Below are 15,888 nucleotides of genomic sequence, written 5' to 3'. Positions count from 1 at the left end.
GTTGGCCAGGCTGGACACGTTGGCGAAGAAAACCAGTGGCGGAAGCCGCTCCCGGGCGCTGCTGGGGACCCTGTTGTGGCAGCCGTTCAGTGTCTCGCCGGATCGTCCTGTCGGTGGTACCGGAACAGCCATCCTCACCCCGATGGACCGGTTTCGTGCCAACCTGTCGCTCGACATCGAAGCCTTGAAGATGCTCAAGGCCCGGATTCCGGACTGAGGCTGGCTCAGCGCACCCGGCTGAACCGCAGCGGCGGTTCCTGCCCGGAGAGCCGCAGGATCAGCCGGCCGCCGTCCACCTCGAAGCCGGTGGCCTTCTGCAGCGCTGCGAGGTAGCGGGTCTCCTGCTCGGCTGCCGGCCCGATGCAGGCCATGCGTGTCGAGCCCATCTGGCTGAAGCTGAGCTTCTGGCCCGTCTGGGTGTAAGTGCCGAAGAAACGGTTGCAAGAGGCGTTGCCGGCCACCCGGCCGGATTCCGGGAAGGTCAGGCTGGCCTGGCTGGAGGCGGGCAGGTCCTTGCCGCCGAGGCTTTCCAGCCGCCATTCGGTGCCCACCAGCACCGGTGCCGGTGCGGCGGACAGGCCGGCGCAGCCGGCAGCGGTCAGCGGCAGCGCCAGCAGTACATGGCGGCGGCGCAGGTTCAGAGGTCGGGTCATCGGGGTCCTCCTGGGATGCGGTGGGGTGTTGTGCCGCCCATGCTACGGCACACCGCGCATGGGCAGCACAATCCACCCTTCACCATGTGGATCGACACCCACGCCCACCTCGACGCCCCCGAGCTCGACCGCCATCCCGGTGGCGTGGTGGCCTTGCGCGCTCAGGCCGCCCGGCAGGGCGTGAGCCGCTGCGTGATTCCCGCCGTGCACGCGGCCAACTTCGATGCCGTGCGGCTGCTGGCGCACCAGCTGGGCGATGTGTATGCGCTGGGCATCCACCCGCTGTATGTGCCGGAGGCCCGTGATGATGACCTGGATCGGCTCGACCAGGCCCTGAGCCTGCACCGCGACGACCCGCGTCTGGTCGCCGTGGGCGAGATCGGGCTCGACTTCTTCGTGCCCGAACTGTGCACCCCCGACATGCGCGAACGCCAGCAGCGGTTCTATCGGGCCCAGCTGCGGCTGGCCCGCCGCCACGACCTGCCGGTCATCCTGCATGTGCGCCGCAGCGCCGACCTGCTGCTCAAGCACCTGCGCGAAGTCCCGGTGAAGGGCGGCATCGCGCATGCCTTCAACGGCAGTCTCCAGCAGGCGCAGGCCTTCATCGAACGCGGCTTCTGCCTGGGCTTCGGGGGTGCGGTCACGTTCGACGCGGCCCGGCAGCTGCGCCGCCTGGTCACCGAGCTGCCGCTGGAGGCCGTGGTGCTGGAGACCGACTCGCCCGACATCCCGCCGCAGTGGCTCTACCGCACGGCCGCCGAGCGGGCGGCGGGGGCGGCGCAGGGGCTCAACTCCCCGGCCGAGCTGCCACGCATCGGTGGCATCGTGGCTGGCCTGCGGGGCATCCCGCTGCAATCCCTCGCGGAGGCGACGGCATCCAACGTACGGAAAGTGCTGGCTCTGGCCCTGGACCCTTGAGGCCGTGGGGTGCACACCCAGGCCGCCATCAACCCCGACCATAATCGCCCGATGCCCCGCCCCCCGACCGCCGCCGAACCTGCCTCCCGCCTGCCTGAAGTCACCATCTCCGAAGACGGCGAGGTGCGTTTCCTGCATCTGGGCACCGAGTGGATTCAGGGCTCGATGCTGCTGGACGCACCGTTCGACATCGAGCTGGATTACGTCCAGCGGATGATGGCCTGGCTGCTGTTCGTCGATCCCGACTCGGTGTCCAGGCGCCAGGCCCTGCAGCTGGGCCTGGGGTCGGCGGCGCTGACCAAGTTCTGTTTCAAGAAGCTGCGCATGGCCACCACGGCCATCGAGATCAACCCGCAGGTGGTGGCGGTGTGCCGGCAGTGGTTCAAGCTGCCGGCCGACAGCGCGCGGCTGCGGGTGCTGCTGGCCGACGCCGGGCACGAGATCCGGCGGCCCGAGCACCTGGGCCGCTACGATGCGGTGCAGGTCGATCTGTACGACCACGAAGCCGCCGCCCCGGTGCTCGACAGCGCCGACTTCTACGCCGACTGCCGTCACCTGCTCACCGACGAAGGCTGCCTCACCGTCAACCTGTTCGGGCGCGACGCCAGCTACGATCGGTCACTGGCCAGCCTGTGCGCCGCATTCGGTGCCGACGCGGTCTGGGCGTTCCGGCCCACGCGCGAGGGCAACACCGTGGTGCTGGCCCAGCGCACACCGTCGGCGCCCAGCCGCATGGAGCTGCTGGCCCGCGCCGAAGCGGTGCAGGCCCGCTGGGGCTTGCCGGCCGTGAAGTGGCTCAAGATGTTCAAGGCAGTGGAAGGGTGATGCGACATGGGTCCCAGGAAATCGGCTGAAGCCACAACCGCCGCCACCCCTGCACCGGCGGCCAGCGCGATGGCGGGCCAGCCGCTGGACTGGCGCACCCTGGTGGAGTGGCTGCGCGAGGACGGCGTGATTTCGGCGCAGGAAGCCGACCGCACCGTGGCCCGCTGCGCATCGGCCCACAGCGCACAGCACCCGGTGCAGCGCCTGTCGGTGGTGGGCATGGCCCGCGCGTCCGACGGCCATGTGCTGGACGACCAGATGCTCACCGAATGGCTGGCCGGCCGATGCGGCCTGAGCTACCAGCGCATCGACCCGCTGAAGGTGGACGTGGGCAAGGTGGCCGAAGTCATGAGCGCGGCCTACGCCGAGCGCCACAAGGTGCTGCCGGTGCAGGTGACGCCGACCGAGGTGGTGGTGGCCACGGCCGAGCCCTTCGTGCGCGACTGGATGCCCGAGGTGGAGCGCCAGACCCGCAAGAGCGTGCGCATGGTGCTGTCCAGCCCGCAGGACATCGCGCGTTACACCGCCGAGTTCTTTGCCCTGGCCCGCTCGGTGCGGGCGGCCACCAAGAGCGGCGGCAACGGCAGCGCCATCAGCAGCTTCGAGCAGCTGGTGGAACTGGGCAAGGGCAACAAGCAGCTCGACGCCAACGACCAGGGCGTGGTGCAGGTGGTGGACTGGTTGTGGCAGTACGCCTTCGACCAGCGGGCCAGCGACATCCACATGGAGCCCCGGCGCGACCAGGGCGTGATCCGTTTCCGCATCGATGGCGTGCTGCACCCGGTCTACCAGCTTCCGCTGGGCGTGATGAACGCCATGGTGGCCCGCATCAAGCTGCTCGGCCGGATGGACGTGGTGGAGCGCCGCCGGCCGCAGGACGGCCGCATCAAGACCCTCAAGCCCGCTGCTGCCAACGGGACCAAGGGCGACGAGGTGGAGATGCGCCTGTCCACGCTGCCCACGGCCTTCGGCGAGAAGCTGGTCATGCGGATCTTCGATCCCGAGTCCACCGTCAAGGACCTGGCGGCGCTGGGCTTCGTGCCGCACGACGCCCAGCGCTGGGAAGCACTCACCCGCCGGCCGCACGGCATCGTCCTGGTGACCGGCCCCACGGGATCGGGCAAGACCACCACGCTGTATGCCACGCTCAAGCGCCTGGCCACCGAGGAGGTGAATGTGAGCACGGTGGAGGACCCGATCGAGATGATCGAGCCGGCCTTCAACCAGACCCAGGTGCAGGCCCACCTCGACCTCGACTTCGCCCAGGGCCTGCGGGCCCTGATGCGGCAGGACCCGGACATCATCATGGTGGGCGAGGTGCGCGATCTCGCCACCGCCGAGATGGCGGTGCAGGCCGCGCTCACCGGCCACCTGGTGTTCACCACGCTGCACACCAACGACGCGCCCTCGGCCATCATGCGGCTCATGGAACTGGGCATCCCGCCCTACCTCATCAATGCCACGGTGCTCGGCGTGCTGGCCCAGCGCCTGGTGCGCACCCTGTGCCCGGCCTGCCGTGTGAAGGAAGACGAAGAGACCATGGCCCGCTCGCGCCAGGCCCTGGCCGAACTGGTGAAGCCCTGGCAGATCAGCGGTGGCTACCGCCCTTACCAGCCGGTGGGCTGCGTGGACTGCCGCATGACCGGCTTCAAGGGCCGCATGGGCCTGTACGAGTTGCTGACCCTGAGCGAGGCCTTCAAGGACAAGGTCAGCCGCGAACCGCACATGGAGAGCCTGCGCCTGCAGGCGGTGAAGGACGGCATGCGCCCGCTGCGCCTGGCGGGTGCGGCCCGCATCGCCGAGGGCCTGACCACCATCGACGAGGTGCTGGCGACCACGCCGCCGATCCAGTGAGGGGTATCCGGCAGGTGCCGATAATCGGGGGATGTCTTCCCCCGCGCCGGGCGCCCCGGCTTCTTCCTCCCACCGCCCGCCGCACCTCATCTCGGGCCTGATCCTGGCGGCGGCCGGCAGCATGGCCTTCTCGGGCAAGGCCATCATCGTCAAGCTGGCCTACCGCCATGGCGTGGACGCGGTCACGCTCATCATGTACCGCATGCTGTTTGCGCTGCCGCTGTTCCTGGCCCTGGCCTGGTGGGCCAGCCGGCCCCGAGGCGGCGTGAAGCCGGTGCCGCTGACCCGGCGCGACTGGCTGGGCATCCTGGGCCTGGGCGTGACCGGCTACTACCTGGCCAGTTTTCTGGATTTCTGGGGGCTGCAGTACATCAGCGCCAGCCTGGAGCGGCTGATCCTCTACCTCAACCCCACCCTGGTCCTGCTGCTGGGCTGGCTGATCTACCGCCGGCGTGTCTCGCGCCTGCAGGCGGTGGCGATGGCGGTGAGTTATGCCGGCGTGCTGCTGGTGTTCGGCCACGAGGCGGGCTTTCAGGGACCGGACGCGGTGCTGGGCACCGCCCTGGTGTTTGCCAGCGCCGTGAGTTATGCCATCTACCTGCTCTACAGCGGTGAACTGGTGCAGCGCCTGGGCTCCATGCGCCTGGTGGGCCTGGCCACCAGCGTGGCCTGCCTGCTGTGCATTGCACAGTTCGCGCTGCTGCGGCCCTTGTCGGCGGCCGAGGTGGCGCCCGAGGTCATCTGGCTGTCGGTGCTCAACGCCACGTTGTGCACCTTTGCGCCGGTGATCATGGTGATGATGGCGATCGAGCGCATCGGATCGGGTCTGGCGGCGCAGACCGGCATGATCGGTCCGATGTCGACGATTGCCATGGGCGTGCTCATCCTCGACGAACCCTTCAACGCCTGGATCATTGCCGGCACGGTGCTGGTGGTGGCGGGCGTGTTTCTGGTCACCCGCTTCGGCAGCCCGCAGGGGCGCTGAAGCTGTCGTTTTTCATTTCAGGAGACTTTCATGGATCTGGGTATTGCGGGCCGCTGGGCCCTGGTGGGTGGCGCCAGCAAGGGGCTGGGCCTGGGTTGCGCCCGCGCGCTGGCCGCCGAAGGCGTGAACGTGGTGATGGTGGCGCGCGGTGCCGATGCCCTGAACGCGGCGGCAGCCGCCCTGCAGGCCGAGTGCCCGGGGGTGAAGGTGCTGCCGGTGGCGGCCGACATCACCACCACCGAGGGCCGTGCGGCGGCGTTTGCGGTGCCGGGCGGGCCGGGCACCGACTTCGACATCGTGGTCACCAATGCCGGCGGCCCGCCGCCGGGTGACTTCCGGACCTGGGACCGCGACGCCTGGATCCGTGCGGTGGACGCCAACATGCTCACGCCCATCGAGCTGATCAAGGCCACGGTGGATGGCATGGCCGCGCGCGGCTTCGGCCGCATCGTCAACATCACCAGCAGCGCGGTGAAGGCACCCATCGACATCCTGGGTCTGTCGAATGGCGCGCGCAGCGGCCTCACCGGCTTCGTGGCCGGTGTGGCCCGCAGCGGCATTGCCGCCCAGGGCGTGACCATCAACAACCTGCTGCCCGGCAAGTTCGACACCGACCGCCTGCAGGGCACGCTGGCCGGCGCGGCCGCCAAGACTGGCAAGTCGGTGGACGAGGTCCGTGCGGCCCAGATGGCCCAGGTGCCGGCCCGCCGCTTCGGCACGCCCGACGAGTTCGGTGCCATCTGCGCCTTCCTGTGCAGCCGCCATGCCGGCTACATCAACGGCCAGAACATCCTGCCCGACGGCGGGCTGTACCCCGGCACCTACTGACCGGGCGTGAAGTGGGCGTGGTCAGCGCCGCGAGCTAACCACGATGCCGCCGACGATGAGCGCAAACCCCAGTGCGTGGTACGGCTGGGGATGCTCGCCCAGCAGCGTGGCCGACATCAGGCCGGCAAACAGCGGCGTGAGGTTGGCAAAGAACCCGGCCACGGCCGGACCGACCCGTGCCACGCCGGCACCCCAGCAGCGGTAGGCCAGCAGGGACGGGCCCAGCGTCACGAACAGTAGGGCGGCGGCCAGCGGCCAGCCCCACTGGATGTGCGATGGCCCCGCCGGCAGCAGCTGCCACTCCACCGCCGACATCAGGCCCGACCAGGCCACGCCCATGACCATCTGGGCCATCAGGAAGGCGGCCCAGTCGGCCTTGATGGCCGGCGGTTCGCTGCCGGGCGCGGGGCGGGCCAGCAGCCAGCTGTACCAGGCCCACAGGATGGCGGCCAGCAGCATGAGGGCATCGCCCGGGACCAGCCGCACCGCCAGCAGGCCATGGATGTCGCCGCGCGAGAGCACCGCCATCACGCCGCACAGCGACAGCAGCGCACCCAGGGCGGCGCGCCCGCTCACCGGCACGCCATACAGCAGCTGGCCCAGCAGCAGCATCCACACCGGCGTGCTGGCGGCCACCAGGGTCACGTTCACCGGCGTCGAGGTCTTGAGCGCCAGGTACTGCAGCGCGTTGTAGCTGCCCACGCCCAGCATGCCCAGCAGCGCAAATCGCTTCCAGTGGCTCCACAGGCCGCTCCCGGGCCGCAGCACCCAGCCGGCCAGGGGCAGCAGGATGACGATGGCCAGCGACCAGCGCAGCGTGTTGAGCAGGATGGGGGGCACCAGGCCGTTGACCATCCGGCCCACCACCGCATTGCCGGCCCACATGAGGGGCGGCATCAGCAAGAGCAGGACGGTGGTGGCAGACAGGCGCGAGGCAGGCACATTCGACATGGGTTGCACTGTAGCAACCGGTTCATGCCCCGACCGGAGTCAGGGATGCGACGCTGTCGCACAGGCGCCCCGCGCGAATCGTGGCAGCATCGCTGCCGTGCAGCGCCTTGCTGCGCCCGATGCGTCGGACCGCAACCGCCACCCACAACACGAGGAGATTCCCCATGCCCGAGACCACCAGCCGTGCCGTGCGCATCCATGCCACCGGCGGCCCTGAGCAGCTCGTCATCGACCAGGTGACCGTCGGCGAGCCCGGCCCCGGCCAGGTGCGCATCCGCCACCATGCCATCGGCCTGAACTTCATCGACGTGTACCAGCGCACCGGCCTGTACCCCAATGCCTTGCCGCTGGCCCTGGGCATGGAAGGCGCCGGCGTGATCGAGGCGGTGGGCGAGGGCGTGACGCACCTGAAGGTCGGCGACCGTGCGGCCTATGCGGCCAACCCGCCGGGCAGCTATTGCGACGTGCGCGTGATGCCGGCCATGAACGTGTGCCGCCTGCCCGATGCGATCAGCTTCGAGACCGGCGCGGCCATGATGCTCAAGGGCCTGACCGCGCAGTACCTGCTCAAGCACTGCAAGCCGGTGGAAGGCCTGCAGGCCGGCGATTTCGTGCTGTTCCACGCCGCTGCCGGCGGCGTGGGCCTGATCGCCTGCCAGTGGGCGCGCGCGCTGGGCCTGAAGCTCATCGGCACCGCCGGCAGCGACGACAAGTGCCAGCTGGCCCTGGAGCACGGCGCCAGCCACGCCATCAACTACCGTACCGAGGACTTCGCCGCCCGCGTCAAGGAGATCACCGGCGGCAAGGGCGTGAAGGTGGTGTACGACTCGGTGGGCAAGGACACCTTCGACAAGTCGCTGGACTGTCTGGTGCCCTTCGGCCTGATGGTGAGTTTCGGCAATGCCAGCGGCCCGGTGGCGCCGTTCGCACCGGGTGCCCTGGGCCCCAAGGGTTCGCTCTACCTCACGCGCCAGACCCTGTTCTCGCACATCACCACGCGCGAGCGCACCCAGGCCATGGCCGACGACCTGTTCCAGGCCGTCACCAGCGGGGCGGTGAACATCCGCATCGATCAGCGCTTTGCCCTGACCGATGTGCGCAAGGCCCACGAATCGCTGGAAGCCCGCAGCACCACCGGCTGCACCGTGCTGCTGCCCTGAGGCAGCGTCGGCAGGTTCAGGCCGGCTGGGCCTGGGCCGCGGGTGCGGCCACCGGAGCCACCTGCTGCAGCGCCTTCTCGAGGCGCTGCACCGTGGCCGGCACATCGTGCCATTTGTCCAGGCCGAACAGGCCGAGGCGGAAGGTCCGGAAGTCCGGGCCCTCATCGCATTGCAGCGGCACGCCGGCGGCGGTCTGCAGGCCCACGGCCAGAAACTTCCTGCTGGACTGGATGTCGGCGTCGGTGGTGTGGCTCACCACCACGCCCGGCGCCTGGAAGCCCGGTGCCGCCACGCTGGCAAACCCATGGCGCTCGGTCAGCGACCGCACCGCCCGACCCAGGGCGATCTGCTCCTGGCGCACCCGCTCGAAACCATAGGCCTCGGTCTCGGCCATGGTCTGCTGCAGCCGGGTCAATGCATCGGTGGGCAGGGTGGTGTGGTACGCGTGGCCGCCGCCCTCGTAGGTCTCCATGATCTGCAGCCACTTCTTCAGGTCCATGGCGAAGGTGGTGCTCTGGGTGGCGTCGATGGCGGCCCGGGCGCGTTCGCTGAGCATCACCATGGCGCAGCAGGGGGAACTGCTCCAGCCCTTCTGGGGTGCGCTGATCAGCACGTCCACACCGGTGGTGCGCATGTCCACCCACATGGCGCCCGACGCGATGCAGTCCAGCACGAACAGGCCGCCAGCCGCATGGGTGGCATCGGCCACGGCACGCAGGTAGTCGTCGGGCAGGATCATGCCGGCCGAGGTTTCCACATGCGGAGCGAACACCACGGCCGGCTTTTCGCGGGCGATGGTGGCCACCACCTCGTCGATGGGGGCCGGAACCCAGGGGGCCTGGGCATCGGTGCGGCCATCGGCCCGCCGGGCCTTGAGCACCGTGTGGCTGGCCGGAATGGCGCCCATGTCGAAGATCTGGGTCCAGCGGTAGCTGAACCAGCCGTTGCGCAGCACCAGCGCGTGGCGGCCGGTGGCGAACTGGCGGGCCACCGACTCCATGCCGAAGGTGCCGCTGCCCGGCACCAGCACCGCCGAATGCGCGCCGTACACCGACTTCAGCATGCGTCCGATGTCGGTCATCACGCGCTGGAAGCGCTGCGACATGTGGTTGAGGGCGCGGTCGGTGTAGACCACCGAGAACTCGTACAGGCCGTCGGGGTCGACGTCGGGCAGCAGGCCGGGCATGGCGTGTCTCCTGGCTGGGGTCAATCGGGGTTGCGGCCCCGTGCGGCTGCGTTGGCCGCGCGGCGGGAGGGGCAGGGTAGCACAGGCACCCCGCCAGCGCCATGTCAGCGGCCGCGCCGCACCCGCAGGATCTCGTCCAGGATCAGCGCGATGGCACCGATGGTGATGGCCACATCCGCGATGTTGAACGACGGGAAATGACCACCCCGGAACAGCGGCGAGAGGAAGTCGAAGTGGAAGTCCAGCCAGTCGACCACATAGCCGTGGATCAGCCGGTCGATCACGTTGCCCACCGCACCGCCCAGGATGCACGACAGCGCGAAGGCGAACAGCCGCTGGCCCGGATGCGATCGCAGCATCCACACGATGAAGACGGTGGCCGCCACGCCGATGGCGGTGAAGAACCAGCGCTGCCAGCCGCCGGCACTGGCCAGGAAGGAGAAGGCCGCGCCGTGGTTGTGGACCCGCACCACATTGAAGAACGAGGTGATGCGGGTGCTGTCCCCGAGCTGGTAGTAACCCAGGATCAGCACCTTGGTGAACTGGTCGGCCAGGAAGATGGCCAGGGCCAGACCCAGCCAGGGCCACAGGCCGGCGTTGCCGCCTTTGACCGCACCGCGCGCCATCAGGCCACCGACCGGGCTTCGCCCGCGCCGAACAGGTTGCTGGTGCAGCGGCCACAGATGCCGGCGTGCGCCGGGTCGTGACCCACGTCCTCGCGGTAGTGCCAGCAGCGCTCGCACTTGGCGGCGGTGGCCGGGGTGACCTGCACCGACAGTGCGTCGCCTTCAACCACGGTGGCGCCCGAGGTGATGGTCACGAAGCGCAGATCGTCGCCCAGCGAGCGCAGGACAGCAGCATCGGCGGACGGCGCAGTGATCGTCAGCAACGCCTGCAGGGATGAGCCCACGCGGCCTTCGGTGCGAACCGTCTCGATTTCCTTGTTGGCCAGGTCGCGGATCTCGCGCAGGCGGGCCCATTTGGCCAGCAGCGCCTCGTCGGCCGCAGGCAGCTCGGCAAAGGTCTCGAAGAAGATCGAGCCCCGGTTCTTCGAGCCGGCCAGCACCGGCCAGGCCTCTTCGGCGGTGAAGCTCAGGAACGGGGCCATCCAGCGCAGCATGGCGTGGGTGATGGCGTGCAGCGCGGTCTGGGCGCTGCGGCGGGCCTGGCTGTCGGGCGCGGTGGTGTAGAGGCGGTCCTTGAGCACATCGAGGTAGAAGGCGCCCAGGTCTTCCGAGCAGTACACCTGCAGCTTGGAGACCACCGGGTGGAATTCGTAGCGGTCGAAGTGCGCCCGCACCTCCGCCTGGAACTGCGCGGCACGGGCCAGCGCGTAGCGGTCGATCTCCAGCAGCTGGTCGTGCGGCACGGCGTGGGTGGCGGCGTCGAAGTCCGACAGGTTGGCCAGCAGGAAGCGCAGCGTGTTGCGGATGCGGCGGTAGGCATCGACCACGCGGGCCAGGATCTTGTCATCGATATTGAGGTCGCCGGAATAGTCGGTGGAGGCCACCCACAGCCGCACGATCTCGGCGCCCAGTTTGGTGGTGACCGACTGCGGCTCCACCGTGTTGCCCAGGCTCTTGCTCATCTTGCGGCCCTGGCCGTCGGTGGCGAAGCCGTGGGTCAGCAGGCCCTTGTAGGGTGCCCGGTCGAACAGGGCGCAGCCCAGCAGCAGCGAGCTGTGGAACCAGCCGCGGTGCTGGTCGTGGCCTTCGAGGTACAGGTCGGCCTCGGGGCCCTGGGCATGGGCCGCGCCGTTCGGATAGGCCTGGGCGTGCGAGCCGCGCAGCACATGCCAGAAGGTGGAACCGGAGTCGAACCACACCTCCAGGATGTCGGTGCTCTTGGTGTAGTTCGGTGCGTCCGCTGCACCCAGGATGTCCTCGGCGGTCACGCGGCTCCAGGCCTCGATGCCGCCTTTCTCGACGATGTCGGCAGCCTGGTCGAGGATCTCCAGGGTGCGCGGGTGCAGCTCGCCGCTGTCCTTGTGCAGGAAGAAGGGCACCGGCACGCCCCAGCTGCGCTGGCGCGAGATGCACCAGTCCGGTCGGTTGGCGATCATGTCGCGCAGACGGGCGCGGCCGTTCTCGGGGTAGAAGGCGGTCTGGTCGATGGCGTCCAGGGCCAGCTGGCGCAGGGTGCGTGGTGCCTTGTCCCGGGTGAACACGCCTTCGCCCTCGTCCATGCGGATGAACCACTGGGCAGCGGCACGGTAGATCACCGGCGTCTTGTGGCGCCAGCAGTGCGGATAGCTGTGGGTGATGGCCTGGGTGGCCATCAGGCGGCCATGCTCGCGCAGCGTCTCGATGATGACCGGGCAGGCCTTCCAGATGTGCTGACCGCCGAACAGCGGCAGCTCGTCGGTGTAGACACCGTTCCCCTGCACCGGGTTGAGGATGTCGTCATAGGCCATGCCATGGGCCACGCAGCTGTTGAAGTCGTCCACGCCATAGGCGGGGGACGAATGCACGATGCCGGTGCCGTCGCTGTCGCTCACATACTCGGCCAGGAACAGCGGCGACAGGCGCCGGTAGCTGTACTTGCCGCTGCCGCTGTCGATGTGGTGCAGCGGATGGCGGAACACCTGGCCGCGCAGCGCCTCGCCCCGGGCGGTGGCCAGGACCGTGCCTTCGATGCCGTAACGCTCCAGGCATTTCTCGACCAGGCTGGCGCCCAGCAGCAGCACGCCGCGCGGTGTGTCGACCAGCGCGTATTCCAGCTCCGGGTGGGCGTTGAGCGCCTGGTTGGCCGGAATGGTCCAGGCGGTGGTGGTCCAGATGACGGCAAAGGCCGGCTTGCCGGCGGGCAGCGCGCTCAGGCCGAAGGCGCGGGCCAGACCGGCCGGGTTGTCGGATTCGAAAGCCACGTCCAGCGTGTCGCTCTTCTTGTCGGCGTATTCGATCTCGAACTCGGCCAGCGAGCTGCCGCAGTCGAAGCACCAGTACACCGGCTTGAGGCCGCGGTAGACGAAGCCGCGCTCGATGACCCGCTTGAAGGCGCGGATCTGGCCGGCCTCGTTGGCCGGGTCCATGGTGCGGTAGGGGCGCTCCCAGTCGCCCAGCACGCCCAGTCGCTTGAAGTCCTCGCGCTGCTGGGCGATCTGCTCGGTGGCGTAGGCGCGGCTCTTGGCCTGCATGTCGTCACGGCCGAGGTTGCGGCCATGCAGCTTCTCGATGGCGTTCTCGATCGGCAGGCCATGGCAGTCCCAGCCGGGGATGTACTGCGCGTCAAAGCCGGCGAGCTGCTTGCTCTTGACGATCATGTCCTTGAGCACCTTGTTCAGCGCGTGCCCGATGTGCAGCTTGCCGTTGGCATACGGCGGCCCGTCGTGCAGAACGAACAGGGGCGCGCCCTGGCGGGCATCGCGCAGGCGGCGGTACAGGCCGCCTTCGTTCCAGTCCTTCACCCAGCCGGGTTCGCGCTTGGGCAGATCGCCCCGCATGGGAAAGGGCGTCTCCAGCAGGTTGACGGGGTAGGGGTTGGGGGTCGTCTCGGACATGGCGGGCGGCTCGGTGGGGGCTTCGACAGGCTCAGCCCGAACGGGTGTCGGGTAGGGGGATGGGGAAGGGCTCCGTTCGCCCTGGGCCTGTCGAAGGGCGGCGACCGGTGAGGCGGACAGCCTCAAATTCGGTCGCGGGTGGTCTGCCGGTGGGTCTGCGTGTGCAGCGAAGCAAAGAACGCACGAGCGTCGTCGCAGTCGCGAGCGATGCCCCGGGTCAGGGCGTCGAGACTGTCGTACTTGAGTTCGTCGTGCAGTTTGTGCAGCAGTTCCACGCGCACGATTTTACCGTAGGCCTCCCCGCCGGGCAGGCGCTGCGCCAGTTCGGCCGGCCATTCCAGGCAGTGGGTTTCGAGCAGCACCCGCCCGCCATTGACATCGTCCGGGTCGAGCGATGGCCGCACGCCGAGGTTGGCCACGCCGGGCAGCGGCGTGTCCCACAGACCGTGCACATGGACCGCGAAGATGCCGCTGGCCGCCGGCTTCCAGTGCGAGAAGCGCAGGTTCAGGGTGCGGAAACCGTCGCGCGCTCCGGGTCGGCTCTCGCCCAGTTCGCGGCCGAGCTTGCGGCCGTGCACCACATGGCCGCTGATGGCGTAGGGCCGGCCGAGCAGGGCGGCGGCATCCTGCATGCGCCCCTGGGCCAGGGCTTCGCGCACGGCCGAGCTCGACACCCGCAGCCCATGCACCTCGTAACTCTGCATGCGGGCCACATCGAAGCCCAGGCGCGCGCCGGCGGCGTCCAGCATGGTGTAGTCGCCAGCGCGGCGGGCACCGAAGCGGAAGTCGTCGCCCACCAGCACGTACCGCACGCCCAGCGCCCCCACCAGCGTGTCCTGGATGAAGGCTTCCGGGCTTTGCGACGCCAGCCGCTCGTTGAAGGGCAGCACCACGCACTGGTCGATGCCGCAGCGGGCGAGTTCTTCCAGCTTGTCCCGCAGCGTGGCGATGCGGGCGGGTGCCAGCTCGGGCTTGCGCTGCACGGCGGCAAAGAAGTCGCGCGGGTGCGGCTCGAAGGTCATGACGCAGGTGGGCACGCCCCGGTGCCGGGCCTCGCTCTGCAGCAGGGCCAGCATGGCCTGGTGCCCGCGGTGGACACCGTCGAAGTTGCCGATGGTCAGGGCACAGGCACCGGGCAGGGCGGGAGCGCCGTTCGGGCGGTTCCAGAGGCCGCGGATGATCTTCATGCAGTGGGGCTGGTAGGTTCTGGGGACAACGGCAGGCCGTCATCAAAGCTTGCTATATTGGCACAGGAAAACGCATGCCCCTGGGGGAAGTGCCTCCGGAGCGGTTCGGTGACTCGTTGCACGAAGGAGCCCGTTTTGAAGGTCTTGAAGCTCTCCGCCCAAGGTCTGCCCCAGTCCTGGATCAGCCTGGAAGAGGCGGTGCTGCATTACGCGGCGGATGAAGTGCGCTGGGAAATGGGCGCCGAGATCGCGGTCTTCCACGGCGGTCACAACGCCATCACCGGGCGGCAGTCGATCATCACGGTCAACTCCATCATCGGCACCCAGGGCGTGCCGCGCATCAACCCCTTCGATCTGCGCCCGACGCTGACCAACAGCAAGCTGTTCGCCCGCGACCGCAACGTGTGTGCCTACTGCGGCGACCACTTCCACGAAGACGAGCTCACCCGTGAACACATCCTGCCGCTGGGCCAGAACGGCCGCGACATCTGGATGAATGTGGTCACCGCCTGCAAGTCGTGCAACCACCGCAAGGGCAACCGCACGCCGGAGCAGGCCCACATGCCGCTGCTCTATGCACCGTATGTGCCCAGCCTGTGGGAGGACTTCATCCTGCGCAACCGCCGCATCCTGGCGGATCAGATGGAGTTCCTGATGTCGCACCTGCCCAAGACCTCCCGCCTGCACGCCTGAGCGCACGGGCGGGGGCAGAGCGGTCAGGCGAAGACGCCGGCGGTCTCGGTCATGCGGCCGGACACCTCGCCCAGGTGGTGCAGGGTGTCGCCGAAGGTCATTTCCAGCTGGGTGAGCTTCTTGAAGCAGTGGCTGACGATGTACTCGTCGGTCACGCCGATGCCGCCGTGCAGCTGCACCGCCTGCTGGCCGACGAAACGCATCGACTGCCCCAGCTGCACCTTGGCACGGGCCATGGCGGCGCGGCGCTCGTCGGTGGGGGCGTTGAGCTTGAGGCTGGCGTAGTAGCTCATGGAGCGCGCCAGTTCCAGCTGCATCTTCATGTCGGCCACCCGGTGGCGCAGGGCCTGGAAGGTGGCAATCGCCACGCCGAACTGCTTGCGGGTGTTCATGTAGTCCACCGTGATGGCCAGGGTCTTGTCCATCACACCCACGGCTTCGGCGCACGCGGCGGCAATGCCGACGTCCACCGCATGCTCCAGCGCGGTCAGGCCGTCGCGGGTGATGAGGTGGCCGGTGGCGCCATCGAGCTGCAGGTCACCGGCACGGCTGCCGTCCTGGGTGTGGTGGCCGGTGGTGCGGACACCGCTGCCGCCGGCTTCCACCAGGAACAGGGCGATCTGGCCGTCGAGCTGGGCCGGCACGATGAAGGCCTGGGCCTGGTCGGCCACCGGCACCAGGTTCTTGCTGCCGCTCAGGGTGTGGCCGTTGCCCGAGGCCTTGGCGGCGGTCTGGCAGCGGTCCAGGCGGTAGCGTGCGCCGCGCTCCTGATGGGCCAGCACCACCAGCGCCTCGCCACCGGCGATCCGCGGCAGCCAGGCGGCCTGCAGATCGGCGTCGGCATAGCCCTGCAGCACCACGCTGGCGATCAGCGTCTGGCCCAGGGGTTCGAGCACCATGCCGCGACCCAGCTCTTCCATGACCACCATGGCCTCGACCGGGCCCATGCCCAGACCACCATGACCGTCGCTCACATACAGGCCCGCCAGGCCCAGCCCGGCGAGTTCGCCATAGGCTTCGGCCGAGTAGCCGCCGGCGGCCACGATGGCGCGGCGGCGTTCGAAGTCGTAGCCCTTCTCGACCCATTTCTGCACAGCGTCGCGCAGCGCGACCTGGTCTTCGGAAAAATCGAAATCCATGGATGTCTCC

At 69.1% G+C, this 15,888-nt stretch carries 15 protein-coding genes; 8 read left to right on the top strand and 7 right to left on the bottom strand.

Translation table 11 applies throughout. The features are described 5' to 3' along the window. Positions 1-19: 19 nt before the first annotated feature. Positions 20-217 (top strand): hypothetical protein, encoded by a 198-nt coding sequence (locus CAP38_RS15375; RefSeq protein WP_179188517.1) that lies wholly within the window; start codon positions 20-22, stop codon positions 215-217. A gap of 7 nt (positions 218-224) precedes the next feature. On the opposite strand, the gene CAP38_RS09385 is transcribed toward CAP38_RS15375, so the two are convergent. Further along, a complete protein-coding gene (locus CAP38_RS09385) occupies positions 225-653 on the bottom strand; it encodes an META domain-containing protein (RefSeq protein WP_086121153.1) in 429 nt (142 codons plus the stop codon). Positions 654-737: 84 nt separating this feature from the next. On the opposite strand from CAP38_RS09385, the gene CAP38_RS09380 reads away from it, so the two are divergent. The 5 genes from CAP38_RS09380 (at position 738) to CAP38_RS09360 (ending at position 6,063) form a co-directional block, all read left to right on the top strand. Further along, complete coding sequence (locus tag CAP38_RS09380; protein ID WP_086121152.1) at positions 738-1,571, top strand: TatD family hydrolase; 834 nt, start codon at positions 738-740, stop codon at positions 1,569-1,571. A 51-nt stretch (positions 1,572-1,622) separates the two neighbouring features. Beyond that, positions 1,623-2,396, top strand: a complete 774-nt coding sequence (locus tag CAP38_RS09375; RefSeq protein WP_086121151.1) for a spermidine synthase — start codon at positions 1,623-1,625, stop codon at positions 2,394-2,396. Positions 2,397-2,465: 69 nt separating this feature from the next. After that, entirely contained in the window at positions 2,466-4,250 is a 1,785-nt protein-coding gene (locus CAP38_RS09370) for a GspE/PulE family protein (protein ID WP_256924419.1), read from the top strand. Positions 4,251-4,281: 31 nt separating this feature from the next. Further along, positions 4,282-5,235: a DMT family transporter gene (locus CAP38_RS09365; RefSeq protein WP_086121149.1), complete on the top strand. Its 954-nt coding sequence runs from the start codon at positions 4,282-4,284 to the stop codon at positions 5,233-5,235. Between the two features lie 30 nt (positions 5,236-5,265). Beyond that, positions 5,266-6,063: an SDR family oxidoreductase gene (locus CAP38_RS09360; protein WP_086121148.1), complete on the top strand. Its 798-nt coding sequence runs from the start codon at positions 5,266-5,268 to the stop codon at positions 6,061-6,063. A gap of 21 nt (positions 6,064-6,084) precedes the next feature. Here CAP38_RS09360 and CAP38_RS09355 read toward each other — a convergent pair whose 3' ends face one another. Further along, positions 6,085-7,014, bottom strand: a complete 930-nt coding sequence (locus CAP38_RS09355; RefSeq protein WP_086121147.1) for a DMT family transporter — start codon at positions 7,012-7,014, stop codon at positions 6,085-6,087. 164 nt (positions 7,015-7,178) lie between these two features. On the opposite strand from CAP38_RS09355, the gene CAP38_RS09350 reads away from it, so the two are divergent. After that, positions 7,179-8,174 (top strand): quinone oxidoreductase, encoded by a 996-nt coding sequence (locus CAP38_RS09350; protein WP_086121146.1) that lies wholly within the window; start codon positions 7,179-7,181, stop codon positions 8,172-8,174. A gap of 16 nt (positions 8,175-8,190) precedes the next feature. Here the strand turns inward: CAP38_RS09350 and CAP38_RS09345 are convergent, their stop codons facing one another. From CAP38_RS09345 to CAP38_RS09330, 4 genes are all read right to left on the bottom strand, one after another. Beyond that, positions 8,191-9,360, bottom strand: coding sequence for an aminotransferase class V-fold PLP-dependent enzyme (locus CAP38_RS09345; protein ID WP_086121145.1), 1,170 nt, complete (start codon positions 9,358-9,360; stop codon positions 8,191-8,193). A 104-nt stretch (positions 9,361-9,464) separates the two neighbouring features. Further along, positions 9,465-9,986 carry a signal peptidase II gene (gene lspA / locus CAP38_RS09340; RefSeq protein WP_086121144.1) on the bottom strand — a complete coding sequence of 174 codons (522 nt, stop codon included), beginning with the start codon at positions 9,984-9,986 and terminating at the stop codon, positions 9,465-9,467. After that, positions 9,986-12,859: an isoleucine--tRNA ligase gene (ileS, locus tag CAP38_RS09335; RefSeq protein ID WP_086121143.1), complete on the bottom strand. Its 2,874-nt coding sequence runs from the start codon at positions 12,857-12,859 to the stop codon at positions 9,986-9,988. Before ileS ends, lspA begins: the two co-directional genes overlap by 1 nt. Positions 12,860-12,981: 122 nt before the next feature. Beyond that, positions 12,982-14,046 carry a bifunctional riboflavin kinase/FAD synthetase gene (locus CAP38_RS09330; protein WP_086121142.1) on the bottom strand — a complete coding sequence of 355 codons (1,065 nt, stop codon included), beginning with the start codon at positions 14,044-14,046 and terminating at the stop codon, positions 12,982-12,984. A 135-nt stretch (positions 14,047-14,181) separates the two neighbouring features. Between CAP38_RS09330 and CAP38_RS09325 the strand changes: the two genes are divergently transcribed. Then, on the top strand, positions 14,182-14,739 hold the full coding sequence (locus CAP38_RS09325) for an HNH endonuclease (RefSeq protein WP_086121141.1): 558 nt from the start codon (positions 14,182-14,184) through the stop codon (positions 14,737-14,739). Positions 14,740-14,762: 23 nt separating this feature from the next. On the opposite strand, the gene CAP38_RS09320 is transcribed toward CAP38_RS09325, so the two are convergent. After that, entirely contained in the window at positions 14,763-15,878 is a 1,116-nt protein-coding gene (locus tag CAP38_RS09320; protein WP_086121140.1) for an acyl-CoA dehydrogenase family protein, read from the bottom strand. Between the last annotated feature and the right edge of the window lie 10 nt (positions 15,879-15,888).

This window comes from Hydrogenophaga sp. IBVHS2 (genome assembly GCF_002127215.1).
Taxonomy (GTDB): domain Bacteria; phylum Pseudomonadota; class Gammaproteobacteria; order Burkholderiales; family Burkholderiaceae_C; genus Hydrogenophaga.
The sequence above is the reverse complement of the archived record's forward strand: the minus strand, read 5'-3'. Positions and strand labels throughout refer to the sequence as shown.